This is a genomic window from Paracoccus sp. J56, from assembly GCF_019633685.1.
Classification (GTDB): Bacteria; Pseudomonadota; Alphaproteobacteria; order Rhodobacterales; family Rhodobacteraceae; genus Paracoccus; species Paracoccus kondratievae.
The window spans coordinates 59862-75855 of the sequence record NZ_JAFL01000005.1 but is presented as its reverse complement, the minus strand read 5'-3'; the positions used below and the strand labels follow the sequence as shown (position 1 = coordinate 75855).

14 protein-coding genes and 1 pseudogene are annotated in these 15994 nt (G+C 63.4%); 11 read left to right on the top strand and 4 right to left on the bottom strand.

Annotation, left to right across the window (positions count from 1 at the left end):
• Positions 1 to 2: 2 nt before the first annotated feature.
• The 5 genes and pseudogenes from M511_RS05210 to M511_RS05190 form a co-directional block, all read left to right on the top strand.
• Positions 3 to 1187: an acyl-CoA dehydrogenase family protein gene (locus M511_RS05210; protein ID WP_085501556.1), complete on the top strand. Its 1185-nt coding sequence runs from the start codon at positions 3 to 5 to the stop codon at positions 1185 to 1187.
• A gap of 4 nt (positions 1188 to 1191) precedes the next feature.
• Entirely contained in the window at positions 1192 to 2286 is a 1095-nt protein-coding gene (locus M511_RS05205; RefSeq protein ID WP_010399528.1) for an acyl-CoA dehydrogenase family protein, read from the top strand.
• Positions 2286 to 2723, top strand: a complete 438-nt coding sequence (locus M511_RS05200; protein WP_085501555.1) for a PaaI family thioesterase — start codon at positions 2286 to 2288, stop codon at positions 2721 to 2723. The genes M511_RS05205 and M511_RS05200 overlap by 1 nt, the downstream gene beginning before the upstream one ends.
• Positions 2720 to 4537, top strand: a complete 1818-nt coding sequence (locus tag M511_RS19120) for an oxepin-CoA hydrolase, alternative type (protein WP_240547540.1) — start codon at positions 2720 to 2722, stop codon at positions 4535 to 4537. Before M511_RS05200 ends, M511_RS19120 begins: the two co-directional genes overlap by 4 nt.
• A pseudogene (locus M511_RS05190) lies at positions 4534 to 4796 on the top strand (electron transfer flavoprotein subunit beta/FixA family protein); the annotation flags it as partial. The gene M511_RS19120 and the pseudogene M511_RS05190, both read left to right, overlap by 4 nt.
• Before the next feature lie 145 nt (positions 4797 to 4941).
• Here M511_RS05190 and M511_RS05185 read toward each other — a convergent pair.
• The 4 genes from M511_RS05185 to M511_RS05170 form a co-directional block, all read right to left on the bottom strand.
• Positions 4942 to 6222 carry an NAD(P)/FAD-dependent oxidoreductase gene (locus M511_RS05185; RefSeq protein ID WP_010399518.1) on the bottom strand — a complete coding sequence of 427 codons (1281 nt, stop codon included), beginning with the start codon at positions 6220 to 6222 and terminating at the stop codon, positions 4942 to 4944.
• Positions 6223 to 6297: 75 nt separating this feature from the next.
• Complete coding sequence (locus tag M511_RS05180) at positions 6298 to 7059, bottom strand: SDR family NAD(P)-dependent oxidoreductase (RefSeq protein ID WP_010399515.1); 762 nt, start codon at positions 7057 to 7059, stop codon at positions 6298 to 6300.
• A 10-nt stretch (positions 7060 to 7069) separates the two neighbouring features.
• A complete protein-coding gene (locus M511_RS05175; RefSeq protein ID WP_139824538.1) occupies positions 7070 to 8035 on the bottom strand; it encodes a C-terminal binding protein in 966 nt (321 codons plus the stop codon).
• Positions 8032 to 9174 carry a fumarylacetoacetate hydrolase family protein gene (locus tag M511_RS05170; RefSeq protein WP_085501554.1) on the bottom strand — a complete coding sequence of 381 codons (1143 nt, stop codon included), beginning with the start codon at positions 9172 to 9174 and terminating at the stop codon, positions 8032 to 8034. The genes M511_RS05175 and M511_RS05170 overlap by 4 nt, the downstream gene beginning before the upstream one ends.
• 236 nt (positions 9175 to 9410) lie before the next feature.
• Here M511_RS05170 and M511_RS05165 point away from each other — a divergent pair, with 236 nt between their 5' ends.
• The 6 genes from M511_RS05165 to M511_RS05140 all read left to right on the top strand — a co-directional run bounded on the left by M511_RS05165 (position 9411) and on the right by M511_RS05140 (position 15988).
• Positions 9411 to 10892 carry an aldehyde dehydrogenase family protein gene (locus tag M511_RS05165; protein WP_139824537.1) on the top strand — a complete coding sequence of 494 codons (1482 nt, stop codon included), beginning with the start codon at positions 9411 to 9413 and terminating at the stop codon, positions 10890 to 10892.
• A gap of 3 nt (positions 10893 to 10895) precedes the next feature.
• Positions 10896 to 12398, top strand: a complete 1503-nt coding sequence (gene xylB / locus M511_RS05160; protein WP_085501553.1) for a xylulokinase — start codon at positions 10896 to 10898, stop codon at positions 12396 to 12398.
• A gap of 18 nt (positions 12399 to 12416) precedes the next feature.
• On the top strand, positions 12417 to 13088 hold the full coding sequence (locus tag M511_RS05155; protein WP_010399504.1) for an HAD family hydrolase: 672 nt from the start codon (positions 12417 to 12419) through the stop codon (positions 13086 to 13088).
• A 16-nt stretch (positions 13089 to 13104) separates the two neighbouring features.
• Positions 13105 to 13944, top strand: coding sequence for a MurR/RpiR family transcriptional regulator (locus M511_RS05150; RefSeq protein WP_010399503.1), 840 nt, complete (start codon positions 13105 to 13107; stop codon positions 13942 to 13944).
• A 45-nt stretch (positions 13945 to 13989) separates the two neighbouring features.
• Entirely contained in the window at positions 13990 to 14697 is a 708-nt protein-coding gene (rpiA, locus tag M511_RS05145) for a ribose 5-phosphate isomerase A (RefSeq protein WP_085501552.1), read from the top strand.
• A 208-nt stretch (positions 14698 to 14905) separates the two neighbouring features.
• Entirely contained in the window at positions 14906 to 15988 is a 1083-nt protein-coding gene (locus tag M511_RS05140) for a sugar ABC transporter substrate-binding protein (protein ID WP_010399500.1), read from the top strand.
• Positions 15989 to 15994 lie beyond the last annotated feature (6 nt).

Sequence of the window (15994 nt, the reverse complement as noted above, 5' to 3'; positions counted from 1 at the left end):
GGATGGATCTCGAATTCACCGGGCAGGAACGCGCCTTCCGCGAAGAGGTGCGCAGCTTTCTGCAAACAGAGCTGCCCCGCGACATTTCCGAAAAAGTTGCCGCCGGGAAAGAGCTGGGGCGCGAGGATATCCTGCGCTGGCAGGCGATCCTGCATGCAAAGGGTTGGGTGGCCGCGACATGGCCGAAAGAGTATGGCGGCCCCGGCTGGTCCGCGGTTGAGCGGCATATCTTTTCCGAGGAATGCGCGCTTCACAGTGCCCCGCGCCTGCCGGCATTTGGCCTGAACATGCTGGGTCCGGTGCTGATCCGCTTTGGCAACGAGCAGCAAAAGCGCGATATCCTGCCGCGCATCCTTGATGGCAGCGATTGGTGGTGCCAGGGCTATTCCGAGCCGGGGGCCGGTTCGGACCTTGCCAGTCTGAGGACCCGCGCGGTTCGTGACGGCGACCATTATGTTATCAATGGGCAAAAGACCTGGACCACGCTGGGCCAATACGCCAACAGGATCTTCTGCCTCGTGCGGACCTCGACCGAGGGTAAGCCGCAAGAGGGGATCAGCTTTCTTCTGGTCGATCTCGACACCCCCGGTATTGAGATGCGGCCGATCAAGCTGATCGATGGCGGGCATGAGGTGAACGAGGTCTTTTTCACCGATGTCCGCGTGCCCGTGACCAATCTGGTGGGGCAGGAAAATCAGGGCTGGACGATTGCGAAATATCTGCTCACCCATGAGCGGACGAATATCGCCGGCGTCGGTTTCGCCACCAAGGACCTTGAGCGTTTCCGGCAGTTGGCGCGCGAGATTATCCGCGATGGGCAGCGCCTGTCTGAAAACCCGCTTTATGCCGCGCGCGCGGCCGAGATCGAGGCAGAGCTTGAGGCCCTGCGCATCACCAATCTGCGGATGCTTGCCAATGCCCGGGACGGGGCTGCGGGCGGGGTCGAAAGCTCTCTGCTCAAACTCAAGGGCACGCAGGTCCGGCAGGCGCTGCAGGACCTTTATCGTTCGGCTTTGGGCGCGCAGGCGGCGCCGATAGCGGATGAGTTGTCCGAAAACGAACTGACCGTGCCTGTCGAGGCAGCCCGGGCCGCGCCGGTTTATTTCAACCACCGCAAGCTGTCGATTTTTGGCGGTTCCAACGAAATCCAGCGCAACATCGTTGCCAAAGAACTGTTCAGGGAGTGATCCGATGGATTTCAATCTGTCCGAGGACCATCAGCTTCTATCCGGTTCACTGCGCCGCTTTCTGGCCGCGAATTACGATATCGAGACGCGAAACCGCGCAGCCTTTACCGCACCCTTTCATGCACCCGAGGTCTGGTCAGGCCTTGCCGAACTGGGCGTGATCGGGGCCTTTGTGTCCGAGGAGCAGGGCGGCTTTGGCGGTACCGCCGACGACGTTGCCGTGATCTTTGAAGAGCTGGGTCAGGGCTTGTGCGCCGAGCCGATGCTGGGGACGCTGCTTGGTCTGCGCCTGCTTGCGGCGCTTGGCCGGTCCGATCTGGTCGGGCGGGTGATCAGCGGCGAAAGCCGCGCGGCGCTGGCGGCTTTTGAACCGCAGGCAGCATGCGATCTGTTCTGCCTTGACGCCTCGGCCCGGCCCGAGGGCGATGGCTGGCGTCTAAGCGGGCGCAAATCCGCCGTCTATGGTGCGCCCGGTGCCGATCTGGTTCTGGTCGCTGCTCGTATCACAGGGGCGGACGGCAGCACGCTTGGCCTGTTCCTGGTTAATCAGCCTGATCTGATTGCGGCGCCGATGATCGACGGCGGCGGCATTGCCGATATCGTTCTGGATGGGTTGCGGGCTGAATGCCTGTCGCCCGACTGTGGCGGGCTGATCGAGGATGCGCTGGACCTTGGCCGTATCGCGCTTTGCGCCGAGGCGGTCGGCGCGATGTCGCATCTGATCGACATCACCATCGACTATCTCAGGCAGCGCAAACAGTTTGGCCGCAGTCTGGCAAGCTTTCAGGCGCTTCAGCATCGGATTGTCGATATGGTCGTCGAACGCGAGCAATGCCGTTCGATCACCATTGCGGCGGTCGCGGCCTATGGCACGCCCGCGCAGGCGCGGACCGTCTCGATGGCCAAGAACCTGATCGGCCGGATGGGCAGCAAAATCGCAGAAGAGGCGATCCAGCTCCATGGCGGTATCGGCATGACCTGGGAATATCCCGGCTCTCATTATGCCAAACGTCTGGTGATGATCGACCATCAGCTGGGGGATCGTAACGATCACGCCCTGCGCATGATCCGTCTGCAGCCTATCGCTGAGGCCGCGTGATGGCCGATCCCCAGATCGGACCCCCTGCCGAGGGGCAATTTCTGCCCGTGGATGCCTCTGGCGCAAGCGAACTGGTCGGCTATCGCTCGGTCGTGGCCGCGCCGGGGGGCGTGGGGGGCTCGTGCTCGCTTGAGGTCGGGCCTCAGCATCTGAACCGGCTGGGGGTGCTGCACGGCGGCTTTGTGTCGATGCTGCTCGACAATGGCTGCGGCGTGGCGCTGCGCGAGGCGACCGGGGATATGGATGTCTCGGCCGTGACTGTTACGCTGTCGGTGAATTTCATCGCCGGTGCCACAGCGGGGCAGCGCGTCTCTGCGAAGGGGCGCGTGACCGGCGGTGGACGCAGCCTGAAATTCCTTGAGGCCGAGTTGCGCGATGAAAGCGGCCGTCTGCTGGCGACTGGCTCTGCCATCTTTCGCATGATGAGGCGCAGATGAATTCAGCCGCCCGCCAGCCGGTGCTCTCTGCCTGCCATGGCGCGACCCTGGTGCTGACCCTGAATGTGCCGGAAAAGCGCAATGTTCTTGGCCCCGCGATCTATGACGGGCTGAATGCTGGTCTGGATCTGGCGCTGGCCGATGCCGGGATTGCCAATATCGTCCTGCAGGGGGCGGGGGGATTTTTCTGCGCCGGCGGTGACCTGAACCAGCTGGCCACGCGCGCGGCCCTGCCACCTGCGGAAAGGGCGGCGCGGATCGAGCTGTTGCACCGGCTGGTGCGGCGCATTCGCAGCTGCCCCAAGCCGGTGATTGCGGCGATCGAGGGCGGTGCGGCCGGGGCGGGGGCCTCGATCGCGCTGGCTGCCGATCTGATCGTCGCCGCCGAAGACAGCTATATGTCGATGGCCTATGTCAAGGCCGGGCTGGTGCCGGATGGCGGCGGCACGGCCTCGCTTTTGCGCGCTCTGCCGCCGCAGGCTGCGGCTGAACTTGCGCTTTTGGGCGGGCGCTTTCCGGCGCGGCGACTGGCCGAGCTGGGCGTCATCAACCGTCTCGTCCCTGCGGGTCAGGCTTTGCAGGCGGCGCTGGGGCTGGCCTCGGAGCTGGCGCAGGGGGCAAGGGGGGCGCAATCGGCCATTCTCGCGCTGCTCGACGGTGCCTCTGATCAGGGCTTTGACGATCAGCTTGAGGCTGAAAAGGCCGCGATGGCCCATGCACTTGGCAGTCCAGAGGCGGCCGAGGGCATCAGCGCATTCCGTGAACGTCGCCTTCCGGTTTTTCCGGCGGTGCCTTCTTATCCCTCTGCGCCGCTGCCTGAATTTGATACCCCCGTCACGCGCCTGTTCGGCACCCGCCTGCCCATTGTTGCGGGTGGGCTGATGTGGCTTGCGAATGCCGAATATGTCGCGGCGGCGGCGCAGGCCGGGATCATCGGTTTTATCACCGCAGCCAGCTTTCCCGATCCGCAGGCGCTGCGTGATGAAATCCGCCGCTGTCGGGAACTGGCCGGGGATCTGCCGTTTGGCGTCAATATCTCGATGCTGCCCAAGCTGGTTGACAGTGACCGCACGGCCGGGGTCTTTCGCCTCGTCGCCGAAGAGGGGGTGCGCTTTATCGAAACCTCGGGCCGCAGCCCCGCAGCCTATCTGCCGATTACCCGCGCGGCGGGCATCAGGGTGCTGCACAAGGTTGCCAGCCTGCGCCATGCTGTCAAGGCGCAGGAAATCGGTGTCGATGCGGTTACCATCGTTGGTGCGGAATGCGGCGGTCACCCCGGGCTGGACCTCATCGGCAGTTTTGTCAATGCCGGGCTTGCCGGGGCGCGGCTCGACATGCCCTGGCTGATCGGCGGCGGGGTTGGTACCGGCGCCCAGGTGGCGGCGATCCTTGCCATGGGCGGTGCAGGTGCTGTGGTCGGCACAAGGTTTCTGGTCGCGGATGAGATCTGGGCCCATGACGCCTATAAACAGGCGCTGATCCGCGCGACCGAAAATGACACTGCGCTGGGGATGCATACGATCCGCAATACGGTGCGGGCGCTTGCCAATGATACCATGCGCGAACTGCATGAGCTTGAGACCACCCGACCCGATGCGACCATCGACGATCTCATGCCGCTGATCAGCGGCATCATCGGCCGCCGCGCCTATGAAACCGGCGATGTCAGCCGGGGCGTCCTTTCGGTCGGGCAAAGCCTTGGCGCGGTCCACAGAACCGAGCCTTTGGCAGATATTGTCGCGCAGATGCGGCTGGAACTGCTTGCGGCGCTGGACCGTGTCGCGAGCCTGAACCCAAAGGGGAGCGGCCGATGAAGGTTCTCGTGCCATTGAAGCGTGTGATTGACTGCAACGTTAAGGCCCGTGTTAGGTCTGACGGCACTGGTGTTGATCTTGCGAACGTCAGGATGTCGATGAACCCGTTCGACGAGATTGCGGTTGAGGAGGCGATCCGCCTGAAGGAGTCCGGGAAGGCCTCTGAGGTGATCGCGGTTTCGGTGTGAAGCAGGCAGCCGAGACGCTGCGGACGGCGCTTGCGATGGGCGCGGACCGTGCGATCCTGGTGGCTGCAGCCGCACGACGGGTGATTGCCGACATGGCCTGGGCGGCGATCCGGGCATGAATGCCCGAATGACGGCTGGCTTAAATCGGCTCTCTCACGGGGGGCGATAGCTATCGAAGACACGCTAGGGTTGCGCCCTGAGCGGCACGGCCAATTTTTATAGATCCCGGTGCGCCTCGTCCGCGGCTTCCTTGAGCGTTTCCTTCTGGGTGATGAGCCGGGCGGAGTTCTGCCCGGACAGGAAAACCCACAGCCAGCTCAGCGCGACAAACAGCCGCGAACGGGTGCCGATCAGGAAATAGATATGGGCGATTCCCCAGATCCACCAAGCAAACCAGCCGGTCATCCTGAAGCGCCCGAACTCGATCACCGCCGCATTGCGCCCGATGGTCGCGAGGTTGCCCATGTCGCGATAGCGGAACGGCCCCGGCCCTTGCCTGCCCGCAAGCCTTGCACGGATGGTCCGGGCCGCATGCTTGCCCTGTTGCTTGGCGGCGGGCGCCACGCCTGGCACGGACTGGCCGCCTGACTCGACATGCGCCGTGTCGCCCAGGACGAAGATCGCCGGATCGCCGGGCAGGGTTAGTTCGGGCGTCACCACGACGCGGCCGGCGCGGTCCGCCTCGGCCCCCAGCCAGTCCTTGGCGCGCGAGGCCTGGACCCCCGCCGCCCAGATCACCGTGCGGGCCGAGATGAAGCGCCCGTCCAGCACGATCCCGCCATCCGAGCATTCGGTGACCGGGGCGCCGGTCATTACCTCGACGCCGTGCCGCTCCAGCGCGCGCTTCGCATAATCCGAGAGCTTGTCGCTGAAGGCGGGCAGGACGCGCGGCCCGGCCTCGAGCAGCAGGATGCGTGATTGCCGGGTGTCGATGCGGCGGAATTCCCGCGGCAGGATGCGATGCGCCAGTTCGGCGATGATGCCGACCAGTTCGACCCCGGTCGGTCCGGCGCCGATGACTGCAAAGGTCAGCAGCGCTTGCCGCTGTTCCTCGTTCTCGGCCAGTTCGGCGCGTTCGAAGGCCAGCAGCAGGCGGCGGCGGATCGTGGTCGCATCCTCCAGCGTCTTTAGGCCCGGCGCATCGGCTTCCCACTGGTCCTTGCCGAAATAGGCGTGGCGGGCGCCGGTGGCGATGACCAGCGTGTCATAGGGCACGCGCTCGCCATTCCTCAGGACGACTTCGCGTGCGGCTCGGTCGATGCCTTCCACCGTCGCCAGCAGCGTGGTGACGTCCTTTCGCTCGCGCATCAGCGCGCGGATCGGCCAGGCGATGTCGGAAGTGGCCAGCAGCGTCGTCGCCACCTGATAGAGCAGCGGCTGGAACAGGTGATGGTTGCGCTGGTCGATCAGGGTGATGGCGCAATCCGCGCCCTTCAGGCCCAGCACGACTTGCAGCCCGGCAAAGCCCGCGCCGATGACGACGACCCTGTGACTCATCCCTGTTTTCCCTTGTTCGCGGAAAGTGGGCCGTCAGAACCTGACGGTGTCCGGTGATCCTGGGTCGCGCGGCCGTCAAATGCAAGTATAGCCTGCATCCGCATTGATAATCGCACCGGTGAGCAGGCTTGATGCGTCCGACGCAAGAAACTGCACCACCGAGGCGATCTCATGTGGTTGCCCCATCCGTCCGGCGGGTGTCATCTCAAGCCAGCGAGAGACCAGCCCCGGCTGGCCTTCCAGCCCGTGCAGCAGCGGCGTTTCGATATAGGTCGGGGCAACGGCATTGACGCGCACACCCCGCGCGGCCCATTCGACCGCCAGCGATTTCGTCAGGTGATGCACCCCGGCTTTGGACGCATTATAATGGCATTGCGGTTGTGGCACGTTGACGATCTGGGCCGACATCGAGCCGATATTGATGATCGACCCGCGCCCGGCCTCAATCATCCGCCGTCCAAAGCCGCGGCAGGTGCGAAACACCCCGGTCAGGTTGACGGCGATGACCTTGTCCCATTCTGCATCGGTCATTTCCTCGGCCGGAGTGTTCGAAACGATCCCGGCGTTGCAGACCAAAATATCCAGCGGCGGCAGGCTCTTTGCCAGCGTTTCGATTGCGGCGCTATCTGTCACGTCCAGCGCCTTGGCCCGGGCGGCGAAGCCTTTGGCCGTCAGATCGCTGGCGGTCGCCTCGGCCCGGTCGCGCTGGATGTCGGTGCAGATTACTTCGGCCCCGGTCCCGGCCAGCGCCTCGGCAATAGCGGCGCCGATGCCCTGACCTGCGCCGGTAACCAGCGCCAGCCTGCCGGTCAGATCCTGTCTTGTCCTGTAGTCCATTCGATCCCCCTCAGGTCAGCGCGCAGCGCAGCGGTTCACCGCGAAGTCCACGCAAGGCCTCTTCGGATGCCAGTCTTTGCAGCGCATCGACCGAGGCGTCGGAATAAAAGGCAGCATGGGGCGACATGATCACATGTGGCGCCTTGCGCAGGGGCGAGTCCTGCGGCAGCGGCTCTTTTTCAAAGACGTCCAGACCGGCGCCCGACAGTTGCCCAGAAACCAACGCTGTGGCCAACGCATCCTCGTCCACCAGCCCCCCGCGCGAGCAGTTGATCAGGATCGCCCCTTTCGGCATCCGTGCAATGGCGGCGGCATTGATCAGGTGGCGGGTCTCGGGCGTCAGGGGGACGTGCAGCGACAGGATATTGGCCGTGCCGATCACCTCATCGCGGGACAGGGGGGTGATGCCCGCCGCGCGGATCTGATCCTCGGGGACGAAAGGGTCAAAGCCGGTGATGCGGCAACCAAAAACAGCCATCCGCGCCGCATAGGCCCGCGCGATCCGACCCAGCCCGATCAGGCTGACCGTGGTGTCGCGCAGCGAGCGCAGGCCGTCCACCATCCGGTCAATCTTCCACTCTCCGGCGCGGATGCCGCTGTCATAGCGGCCAAGCTTGCGGGCCAATGCCAGCGTCATTGCGGCGGCATGGTCGGCGACCTCATCGACCCCGTAATCGGGAACGTTGCAGACCCGCACACCCAGATCGCGCGCCGCGGCAAGATCGACATTATCGACACCGACGCCATAGCGCACCACGACCGCGCCCGGCGCCATCGCGGCCATGACCTTGCGGGTCATCGGGGCAAAGTTGTTCAGCACGGCATTTGCGCCCCTTACGGCGTCCAGCGTTTCGTCCTCGCTGCGGCACGCAAACTCGGCGAATGTCGCGCCGGCAGCCTTGGCGGCAGCCTGCTCATGCCGGGTATTGCCAAATGCCTGATCGGTGACGACCAGTTTCAGAGTGGCGTCGCTCACAGCAGCCCCCGTCCGGCCAGGTTACGCATCAGGGCGCGGGTGCCAAAGGTCCAAGGTGCGGCCTCGTCGGAATGGACCACGGTATTGCGCAATGTGCCGAGCAGCGGGGTCGAGATTTCGACCACATCGCCGGTTTTATGCGTAAAGCCCGAACCCTTTTCGGCCCGGTCCTGTGTCGGCGCGAACATCGTGCCCAAAAACAGCATGAACCCGTCGGGATATTGATGCGAGGCGTTCATCGTCTGGGCGACCAGATCGGCGGGCTTGCGGCTGATTTCGGCCATGTTCGAACGGCCGGACATGTGAAAGCCGTCGGTGCCGGTCACCGACATGGTCAGCGTCGCCTTTTCGATATCTGCAAGCGTAAAGTCATCGTCGAACAGCCGGATAAAGGGGCCGATGGCGCAGGAGGCGTTGTTGTCCTTGGCCTTGCCTAACAGCAGGGCCGAGCGGCCCTCGACATCACGCAGGTTTACGTCATTGCCCAGCGTCGCACCGCGAATGTTACCCCTGCTGTCCACCGCCAGCACCACCTCGGGTTCGGGGTTGCTCCAGTTCGAGATGCGGTTCACGCCGACCTGCGCGCCATGGCCGACCGCCGACATCGGTTGGGATTTGGTAAAGACTTCGGCGTCGGGGCCGATCCCGACCTCAAGGTATTGCGACCATAGCCCCTCGGCGATCAGCGCCGCCTTGACCTCGGCCGCCTTGGCCGAGCCAGCCTCGATATTTGACAGGCTGTCCCCGATCAGTGCGCCGATGCGCTGGCGCAGCTGATCCGCGCGGGCCGGATCGCCCGATGTGCGCTCGTCGATCACCCGTTCGACCATGCTGCGGGCAAAGGTGACCCCACAGGCCTTCAGCGCCTGAAAATCGCAAGGGGCAAGCAGGCATGGCCGGGTGCCGTGATAGCCCATCTCGGCCGGGTCCAGCACCAGATCATCAGGGGTGCCGATGGTTTCCCCGGTCAGGGTATCGAAACGGGCGGCTGGATCATTGTCCAGAAAATCGGCCATGGAGACGACCGATTCGGTCACGTCGATCACGGCACCTGCGCGCAGGATCACCACGGATGGGCCGATGCCCGGGCGCCAGATGCGGCCAACAAGCTTTGCGGTTTCGGGGGAATTGGGTAGCATGAGTCTTACCTCCTCGGTTGCTAGTGAAACTACATACATGCCGCGATTTACGTCAAGCGGGATGGCGCAGGCACAGGCGAAAATTTCCAGAAATCACGTTGATAAGAGAAATTCCGTAAGAAATATTAATGTAATATCTAAGGTTTGATGGTTTTTCGACCTATCGGAACAATCCCTCTTGTCAGAATGTAGTTATGCTATATTTTGGCGCCATGACGATGAGGGAGGCCGAAGCCATGACAGATCAGTCAATCTTGGAAGCGATTGTCCGGCTGGACGGCATGCTCTTTATCGACGGCGCCTTTCAGCGCGGAGCGGGCGACCGGCTGCCCGTCGAAAATCCCGCGACCTGCGAGGTCATCGGCCATATTGCTGCCGCGACTGCCCCCGAAATCGAGGCTGCCGTTCAGGCCGCGCGCCGGGCGTTCCGTCCCTGGGCGGCAGAGCTGCCCAAGACCCGCGCCGCGGCGCTGCACCGGCTGGGCGATCTGATTGCTGCCGATGCCGCGATGATGGCCCAGATCATGACGGCCGAACAGGGCAAGCCAGTCAATGAGGCCAGGGGCGAGATCCTGAAACTGGCCGAAGCCTGTCATTTCTACGCCGAAGAGGCGACCCGCGTGCATGGCGAGATTGTCCCGAACGATCAGCCGGGCTTTCAAAGTCTGGTGGTGCGCGAACCCATCGGCGTCGTGGGCGCGATCACGCCGTGGAACTATCCGGCCGAGCTGGTGGGGTGGAAACTTTGTGCCAGCCTTGCTGCCGGTTGCTCGATTGTCATCAAGCCGGCCGAACTGACGCCCTTTACCGCGCTGGCGATTGCCGCGAAATGCCTTGAGGCCGGGATTCCCGCAGGCGTCGTCAACGTGCTGACGGGCAAGGGGTCGCAGGTCGGACAGGCGCTGGTCGAACATCCGCAGGTCGACAAGATTGCCTTCACCGGCTCCAGCGCGGTGGGTCTGCACATTCAGCAGACCTGCCCGCAGGTCAAGCGGCTGTCGCTTGAGCTGGGCGGCAACTGTCCGATGATCGTGACCGCCAGCGCGGATGTGGCGGCGGCGGTCAAGGGTGCTGCGCGGCGCAGCTTTCGCAATTGCGGCCAGATCTGCATTGCGATCAACCGGATCTATGTCCACCGCTCGATTTACCAAGAGTTTCTGGCCGGGCTGGGGCAGGCGGCGGATGCGCTTGGCGTGCATGATGGGTTGAAATATCCGTCGGCTGATCTGGGTGCCATGGCCTCGGCCGAGCCGTTGGCCAAGACCCGCGCCCATCTTGAGGATGCATTGGCGCGCGGGGCGCGGCTGGTTGCGGGCGGCAGGGCGCCTGAGGGGGCGGAATATGCCAAAGGGCATTTCTTCCGCCCGACGGTGGTCGCCGATTGCACCCATGAGATGCTGGTGATGACCGAAGAGACCTTTGGCCCTCTGGTCGGCGTTGCGCCTTATGATGAACTGGCCGAAGCGATCGCCCTTGCCAATGATACGCCTTACGGGCTGGCCGCCTATGCCTATGCCCGCGATCTGACCGAGATTCATGCCCTGTCGGGCGGGCTGGATTATGGCAATGTCGCGCTGAACAATGTTGATGCCGGTATCATGAATGCCCCCTATGGCGGCCGCAGACAAAGCGGTGTCGGCTATGAACATGGGCGCGAGGGGCTGCTGGAGTATTTCAACTTCAAGCATGTCAGGCTGCATCACGGTGTCGGGGGCTGAGCCATGCAGGCGCTTCTGGGCATCGACATCGGCACCTCGGGTTGCAAGGCGCTGCTGATAGGCACCGACGGTGCGGTGATCGCGGCAGATACTGCGACCTATCCGCTGGCGCAGCCGCGACCCGGCTGGACCGAGCAGGATCCCGAATTGTGGATCGAGGGCGCGCGAAAGGCCGTCGCCGGGGCGTTGGTTAAGGCGCCGGGGGTCGATATCCTTTGCGTCGGCCTTTCGGGTCAGATGCACGGACTGACGCCTCTGGACGCAGGGCATCGGGTTCTGCGCCCGGCGATCCTGTGGAATGACCAGCGCAACAGCGCCGAATGCGAGGCGTTGGCCAAGGCCGCCGGCGGGTCAGAGGGGTTGCTTGCCGCCACCAATAACCGGATGCTCGTCGGTTATACCGGGGGCAAGATCCTGTGGATGCGCAACCACGAGCCCGAGCTGTTCGCGCGCATGACCCTGATGCTGAACCCCAAGGATTACCTGCGGCTGCGCCTGACGGGTGAGGTGGCAAGCGAGGTGTCGGATGCTTCGGGGACCGGGCTTTTTGACGTCCGCCGGCGGCAATGGGCCAAGGGGCTGATCGAGACTGCCGGTATCGACCCCGCGCTTTTGCCTCCGGTCTTTGAATCGCAGGAGGTTACTGGTCGTATCTCTGCCAAGGGCGCGGCGCTGTTCGGCCTGCCCGAAGGGGTGCCCGTCGCGGGCGGCGGCGGTGACAGCGTCATTCAGACCATCGGTTCGGGCGTGATCGCACCGGGCGAGTTGCAAACGACCATTGGCACGGCCGGTATTCTGGCCGCGGCGCTGGATGTTCCGCAGGACAATCCCGATGGCAAGCTGCAGGTTTTCTGCAATGTCGCACCTGACAAGTGGCATTGCATGGGCGTGTCGCTGAATGCGGGGGGCGCGATGGGCTGGTTCCGCGATACGCTTTGCGCTGACGTCTCGTTTGATCAGCTTGTGGCCGAGGCGGCCGAAAGCCCGGCCGGGGCCAGGGGATTGCTGTTTCTGCCTTATCTGAACGGGGAACGCTGCCCCCATCCCGACCCCTTAGCCCGGGGTGCCTTTGTCGGCCTGACGGCCCGTCATCAGCGGGGTGACATGACCCGCGCGCTGATGGAAGGCGTGGTCCATGCCTTTATCGACATGCACGCACTGATGCAGCCGATGGGGATTGCTGGGCGGGTGGTCAAGGCCTCGGGTGGCGGTGCGCGCTCGGCGTTATGGCGTCAGATTCAGGCCGATATGTTCGGCTGCGATGTGGTGACGACCGAGGGTGCCGCCGAAGGCGCGGCCTTTGGTGCCGCGCTGGTCGCGGGGGTTGCCGCTGGGGTCTGGCCCGATGCGACGACCGCCGCGCGCTCATGCCGTGACCTGACGTGCGACGTACCCGACCCCGCAGCCAGCGTGGTCTATGCGCGCGCCCATCAGATCTATCGCTCACTCTATCCGGTGCTGAGCGACAGGTTTGCCGCGCTCGGCGATGCCATTTTCGACCAGTAACAGCAGGAGCCCGCTTTCATGCCCGCCTATTCCGCGTTCATATTCGACCTGGACGGAACGCTGATCGACAGCGCGCCCGACATTGCCGCGGCGTTGAGCGTGGGTTTTCAGGACAACGGCTGGCCCGGGCTTGACCCCCGCTATGTCGAACAGTTCATCGGCAACGGCTCACGTCGCCTGATCACTGACATTCTGGACGATCAGGCCATCCTCTATGACGATGCGGCGGTCGAGCGGGCGTATCAGGGCTATTTGCGCGCCTATCTGGGCGATCCGGCTGGCCGGACCCGGTTCTTTGATCACGTCCCCGAGGATCTTGCCGCCCTGCGCGCGGCGGGGCTGCGGCTGGGAATCTGCACGAACAAAAACCATGCGATCACCGGTAAGGTGCTTGAGCGGCTGGGCCTTGCCGATCTGTTTGATGCGGCGGTGGGTGCGGATGCGGTGGCAGCCTGCAAGCCCGACCCCGGCCATCTGATGGCGGTGGCCGAGGCGATGCAGCTGCAACCCGGAACCTGGGCCTATGTCGGCGACACTCCGGTCGATCAGGCGACGGCGCGGGCGGCGGCGGTGCCGTTCTATGCGGTGCCCTGGGGCGGCGGCGCGGGGGTCGAGGTGGCAGCTAGCCACAGGTTGACCCGTCTGGCGGATCTGTTGCAGCAGGAACGGGTGGCCGCTGCGGCGGGATAATGATCAGGAGTTAGCGATGACCGTCAGCCTGCTGCAGCGAATTTTGCACGAACGCGACGAAATGCGCCCGGCCGAGCGGCGGGTTGCCGATTATGTCGGCGCCTCTCCGTCAGAGGTGATCCATATGAGCATGGCGCGGCTGTCGGAACTGTGTTCGGTCAGCGATCCGACGATCATGCGCTTTTGCCGCCGGTTCGGGTTCGAAGGCTATCAGGACTTCAAGCTGAACCTTGCGCAAAGCCTCGTGCCGTCGGCCCCCTTTGCTTATGAGCAGATCACGCCGCAGGACAGCGTCGCCAATATCGTGCGCAAGACCTGCCGCAACTCGCTGAACGCGGTACAGCGGCTGGCCGAGGATCTGGACCCCGAGCAGGTGGGCGAGGGCGCGCGGCTTTTGCAGGCGGCAAGCTGGACCGGCATCTATGCCACCGGCATTTCCGAGGTGAACGCTCTGGACGCCGAACACAAGTTTCAGCGGCTGGGGATGCGCTGTCAGGCGCTGCTGGGCAAGCAACGGCAATGGATGCACGCCGAACGCGCACGCCCGGGTGAGGTCGCGCTGATCTTTTCGCAATCCGGCCATACCAAACAGATGGTCGAGGTCGCGATTGCCGCCCGCGCCGGGGGTGCCCGCGTGGTTTCGGTCGCGGCCGCAGACAGCCCGCTTGCCCGTGTTTCGGACGCGGTCATCGCGGTCCTGCCCTATGACCGGACCGAGCTGATGACGCCCCTTGCCTCGCGGCTGAACCATCATCTGGTCACCAATATGCTGGTGACCGCCATTGCCATCGCCAGTGGCAGCGAGTTCCCCGACCAGCTTCCGGCACTGGATAGCTGGCAGACGGACAAGATCTGAAGACCATGAAGATGTGCGGCAGGGTCCGCGCCGGAGGAGACAGGAATGAGCCAGCAAGACGAAGCCAAGAAACTCGCGGGGCGCCGGGTGATCCAGGACTTTATCCATGACGGGATGAAGCTGGGCCTTGGTTCGGGGACCACGTCGCATTTCTTTGTGCGCGAACTGGGCAAACACGTCGCCCAAGGGCTGAAGCTGACCTGCACCACGACCTCGCGTTCGACCATCGACGTGGCCCGCGAAGTGGGTATCGAAATCACTGATCCCAATGATATCGGCGAACTGGACCTGACCGTGGATGGCCCGGACGAAATTGATCGCAGCTTTAACATGATCAAGGGCGGTGGCGCCTGTCTGTTGTGGGAAAAGATCATTGCACATGCCTCAAAGCAGATGATCTGTGTGTGCGATGAGACCAAGATCGTAGATTGCCTTGGCAAGTTTCCTTTGCCCGTCGAGGTGGTGCAGTTTGCCTGGAAACAGACACAGCGCATGGTGGCACGCACCCTCGCCAGGCATGGTATCGAGGGTGTCCGCATTGAACGGCGTATGCGCGATGATCAGCCCGTGGTGACAGACAGCGGCAACTTTATCCTTGATTGCCATTGCGGCCCGGTGATCGCTGATCCCGCAGCTTTGGAAATCGAACTGAACCGCATTCCGGGCGTGGTCGAGAACGGGCTTTTCACCCGCGAGGCGGCCGGCATGGTCGTCGGCTGTTTCGACGGTACGTCCTATGTAAAGATGCGCTGATCTAGTAAAACTTCAAATCCGCCCAAAAAGCAGACCCGCGCGGGCAGTTCCTGCGCGGGGCAGACGAAGATTGCAAAATTTCCTAGAAAAACCCGTCGGTTCGTGGGGATTATCTGCTAATAAACAGCAAGCTCATCGGCGGGTTTGCTTGACAGAATCAGAGAATATCTAGTATTACTACATACCAGAAAACTCTGGGGAGGGAGCCATGACCAGGCAGATCGGAATCAGCCGGCGCAACGTACTTGCAGGGGGTGCGGCGCTGGGATTGGGGGCGTTGATGGGGCCGCGCGCTTTCGCGCAGGGCGCCTTGTCGATCCCTTATTCGAACAAGAGCCTCGATTACTATTTCTTTGTGATCCAGGAAGAGGCGGTCAAACGCGCCGTCGCTGCGGCCGGTGGTGATTTTCAGGCCACCAATGCGAATTTCGACAACACCCGACAGCTTGAACAATGGCAGAGCCTGCTTTTGTCCAAGCCTTCGGCCATCATCTCGGATCCGATCGACAGCCAGGCCATCGTCTCGGCGATCCGGCGCTATAATCGCCAGAATATCCCGGTCGGCATCATCGACACGCCCGCCGATGGCGGCGATGTCGCGATCACCGTCAGCTTTGACAACTTCCAGGGCGGCGTCATGGCCGCGCAAGAGATCGTGGACCGGCTGATCAAGAAACACGGCAGCCCCAAAGGCACGGTTCTGAACTGCTATGGTGCCTTGGCATCCGTGGCGTGGCGGCTGCGCAAAGAGGGGATGGACTCGGTCTTTGCGCAATATCCCGACATCAGGTATCTGGACCGCCCGACCGAAGGTCAGCTTGAACAGATGCTGTCGGTGACGCTGTCGACCCTGTCGGAATATCCCGATCTGGACGCGGTCCACGCGCCTTCGGATTCGCCCGCACGCGGCATCGCCACGGCGTTGCAGCAAAAGGGCCGCTGGAAGAAGGTGGGCGAGGATGGCCATGTCATCTTTGTCAATATCGACGGTGAGCCGGTCGCGCTGAAATGGATTCAGGAAGGCTATATGGACGCCTGCGTCTCGCAAGACCCGATCGCCTATGGCGAGATCGCTGTCGAGATGATCGTCAAACATGCGCTCAAGGGCGAGGCGGTGCCGATCGGCGCCTATGAGAACCAGAAATATTTCTGGGAAAAGGGCGAGATCGTCGAGGGCAAGACCGGTCCGACGCTGATTATCCCGCCCTTTGTCATCAACGGCGATAATGCGGCCGATCCGCGTCACTGGGGTGCTGTGGCCGAAAAGGAATGGGGCATTCCCTATACCTGATCGCCG

What these genes read in the sequence shown, in the direction of transcription:
- M511_RS05170 (WP_085501554.1), bottom strand. Translation starts at nt 9,174, where the DNA reads ATGCTACCCAATTCCCCCGAAACCGCAAAGCTTGTTGGCCGCATCTGG.
- M511_RS05210 (WP_085501556.1), top strand. Translation starts at nt 3, where the DNA reads ATGGATCTCGAATTCACCGGGCAGGAACGCGCCTTCCGCGAAGAGGTG.
- M511_RS05165 (WP_139824537.1), top strand. Translation starts at nt 9,411, where the DNA reads ATGACAGATCAGTCAATCTTGGAAGCGATTGTCCGGCTGGACGGCATG.
- rpiA (WP_085501552.1), top strand. Translation starts at nt 13,990, where the DNA reads ATGAGCCAGCAAGACGAAGCCAAGAAACTCGCGGGGCGCCGGGTGATC.
- M511_RS05180 (WP_010399515.1), bottom strand. Translation starts at nt 7,059, where the DNA reads ATGGACTACAGGACAAGACAGGATCTGACCGGCAGGCTGGCGCTGGTT.
- M511_RS19120 (WP_240547540.1), top strand. Translation starts at nt 2,720, where the DNA reads ATGAATTCAGCCGCCCGCCAGCCGGTGCTCTCTGCCTGCCATGGCGCG.
- M511_RS05185 (WP_010399518.1), bottom strand. Translation starts at nt 6,222, where the DNA reads ATGAGTCACAGGGTCGTCGTCATCGGCGCGGGCTTTGCCGGGCTGCAA.
- M511_RS05140 (WP_010399500.1), top strand. Translation starts at nt 14,906, where the DNA reads ATGACCAGGCAGATCGGAATCAGCCGGCGCAACGTACTTGCAGGGGGT.
- M511_RS05155 (WP_010399504.1), top strand. Translation starts at nt 12,417, where the DNA reads ATGCCCGCCTATTCCGCGTTCATATTCGACCTGGACGGAACGCTGATC.
- M511_RS05200 (WP_085501555.1), top strand. Translation starts at nt 2,286, where the DNA reads ATGGCCGATCCCCAGATCGGACCCCCTGCCGAGGGGCAATTTCTGCCC.
- M511_RS05205 (WP_010399528.1), top strand. Translation starts at nt 1,192, where the DNA reads ATGGATTTCAATCTGTCCGAGGACCATCAGCTTCTATCCGGTTCACTG.
- M511_RS05150 (WP_010399503.1), top strand. Translation starts at nt 13,105, where the DNA reads ATGACCGTCAGCCTGCTGCAGCGAATTTTGCACGAACGCGACGAAATG.
- xylB (WP_085501553.1), top strand. Translation starts at nt 10,896, where the DNA reads ATGCAGGCGCTTCTGGGCATCGACATCGGCACCTCGGGTTGCAAGGCG.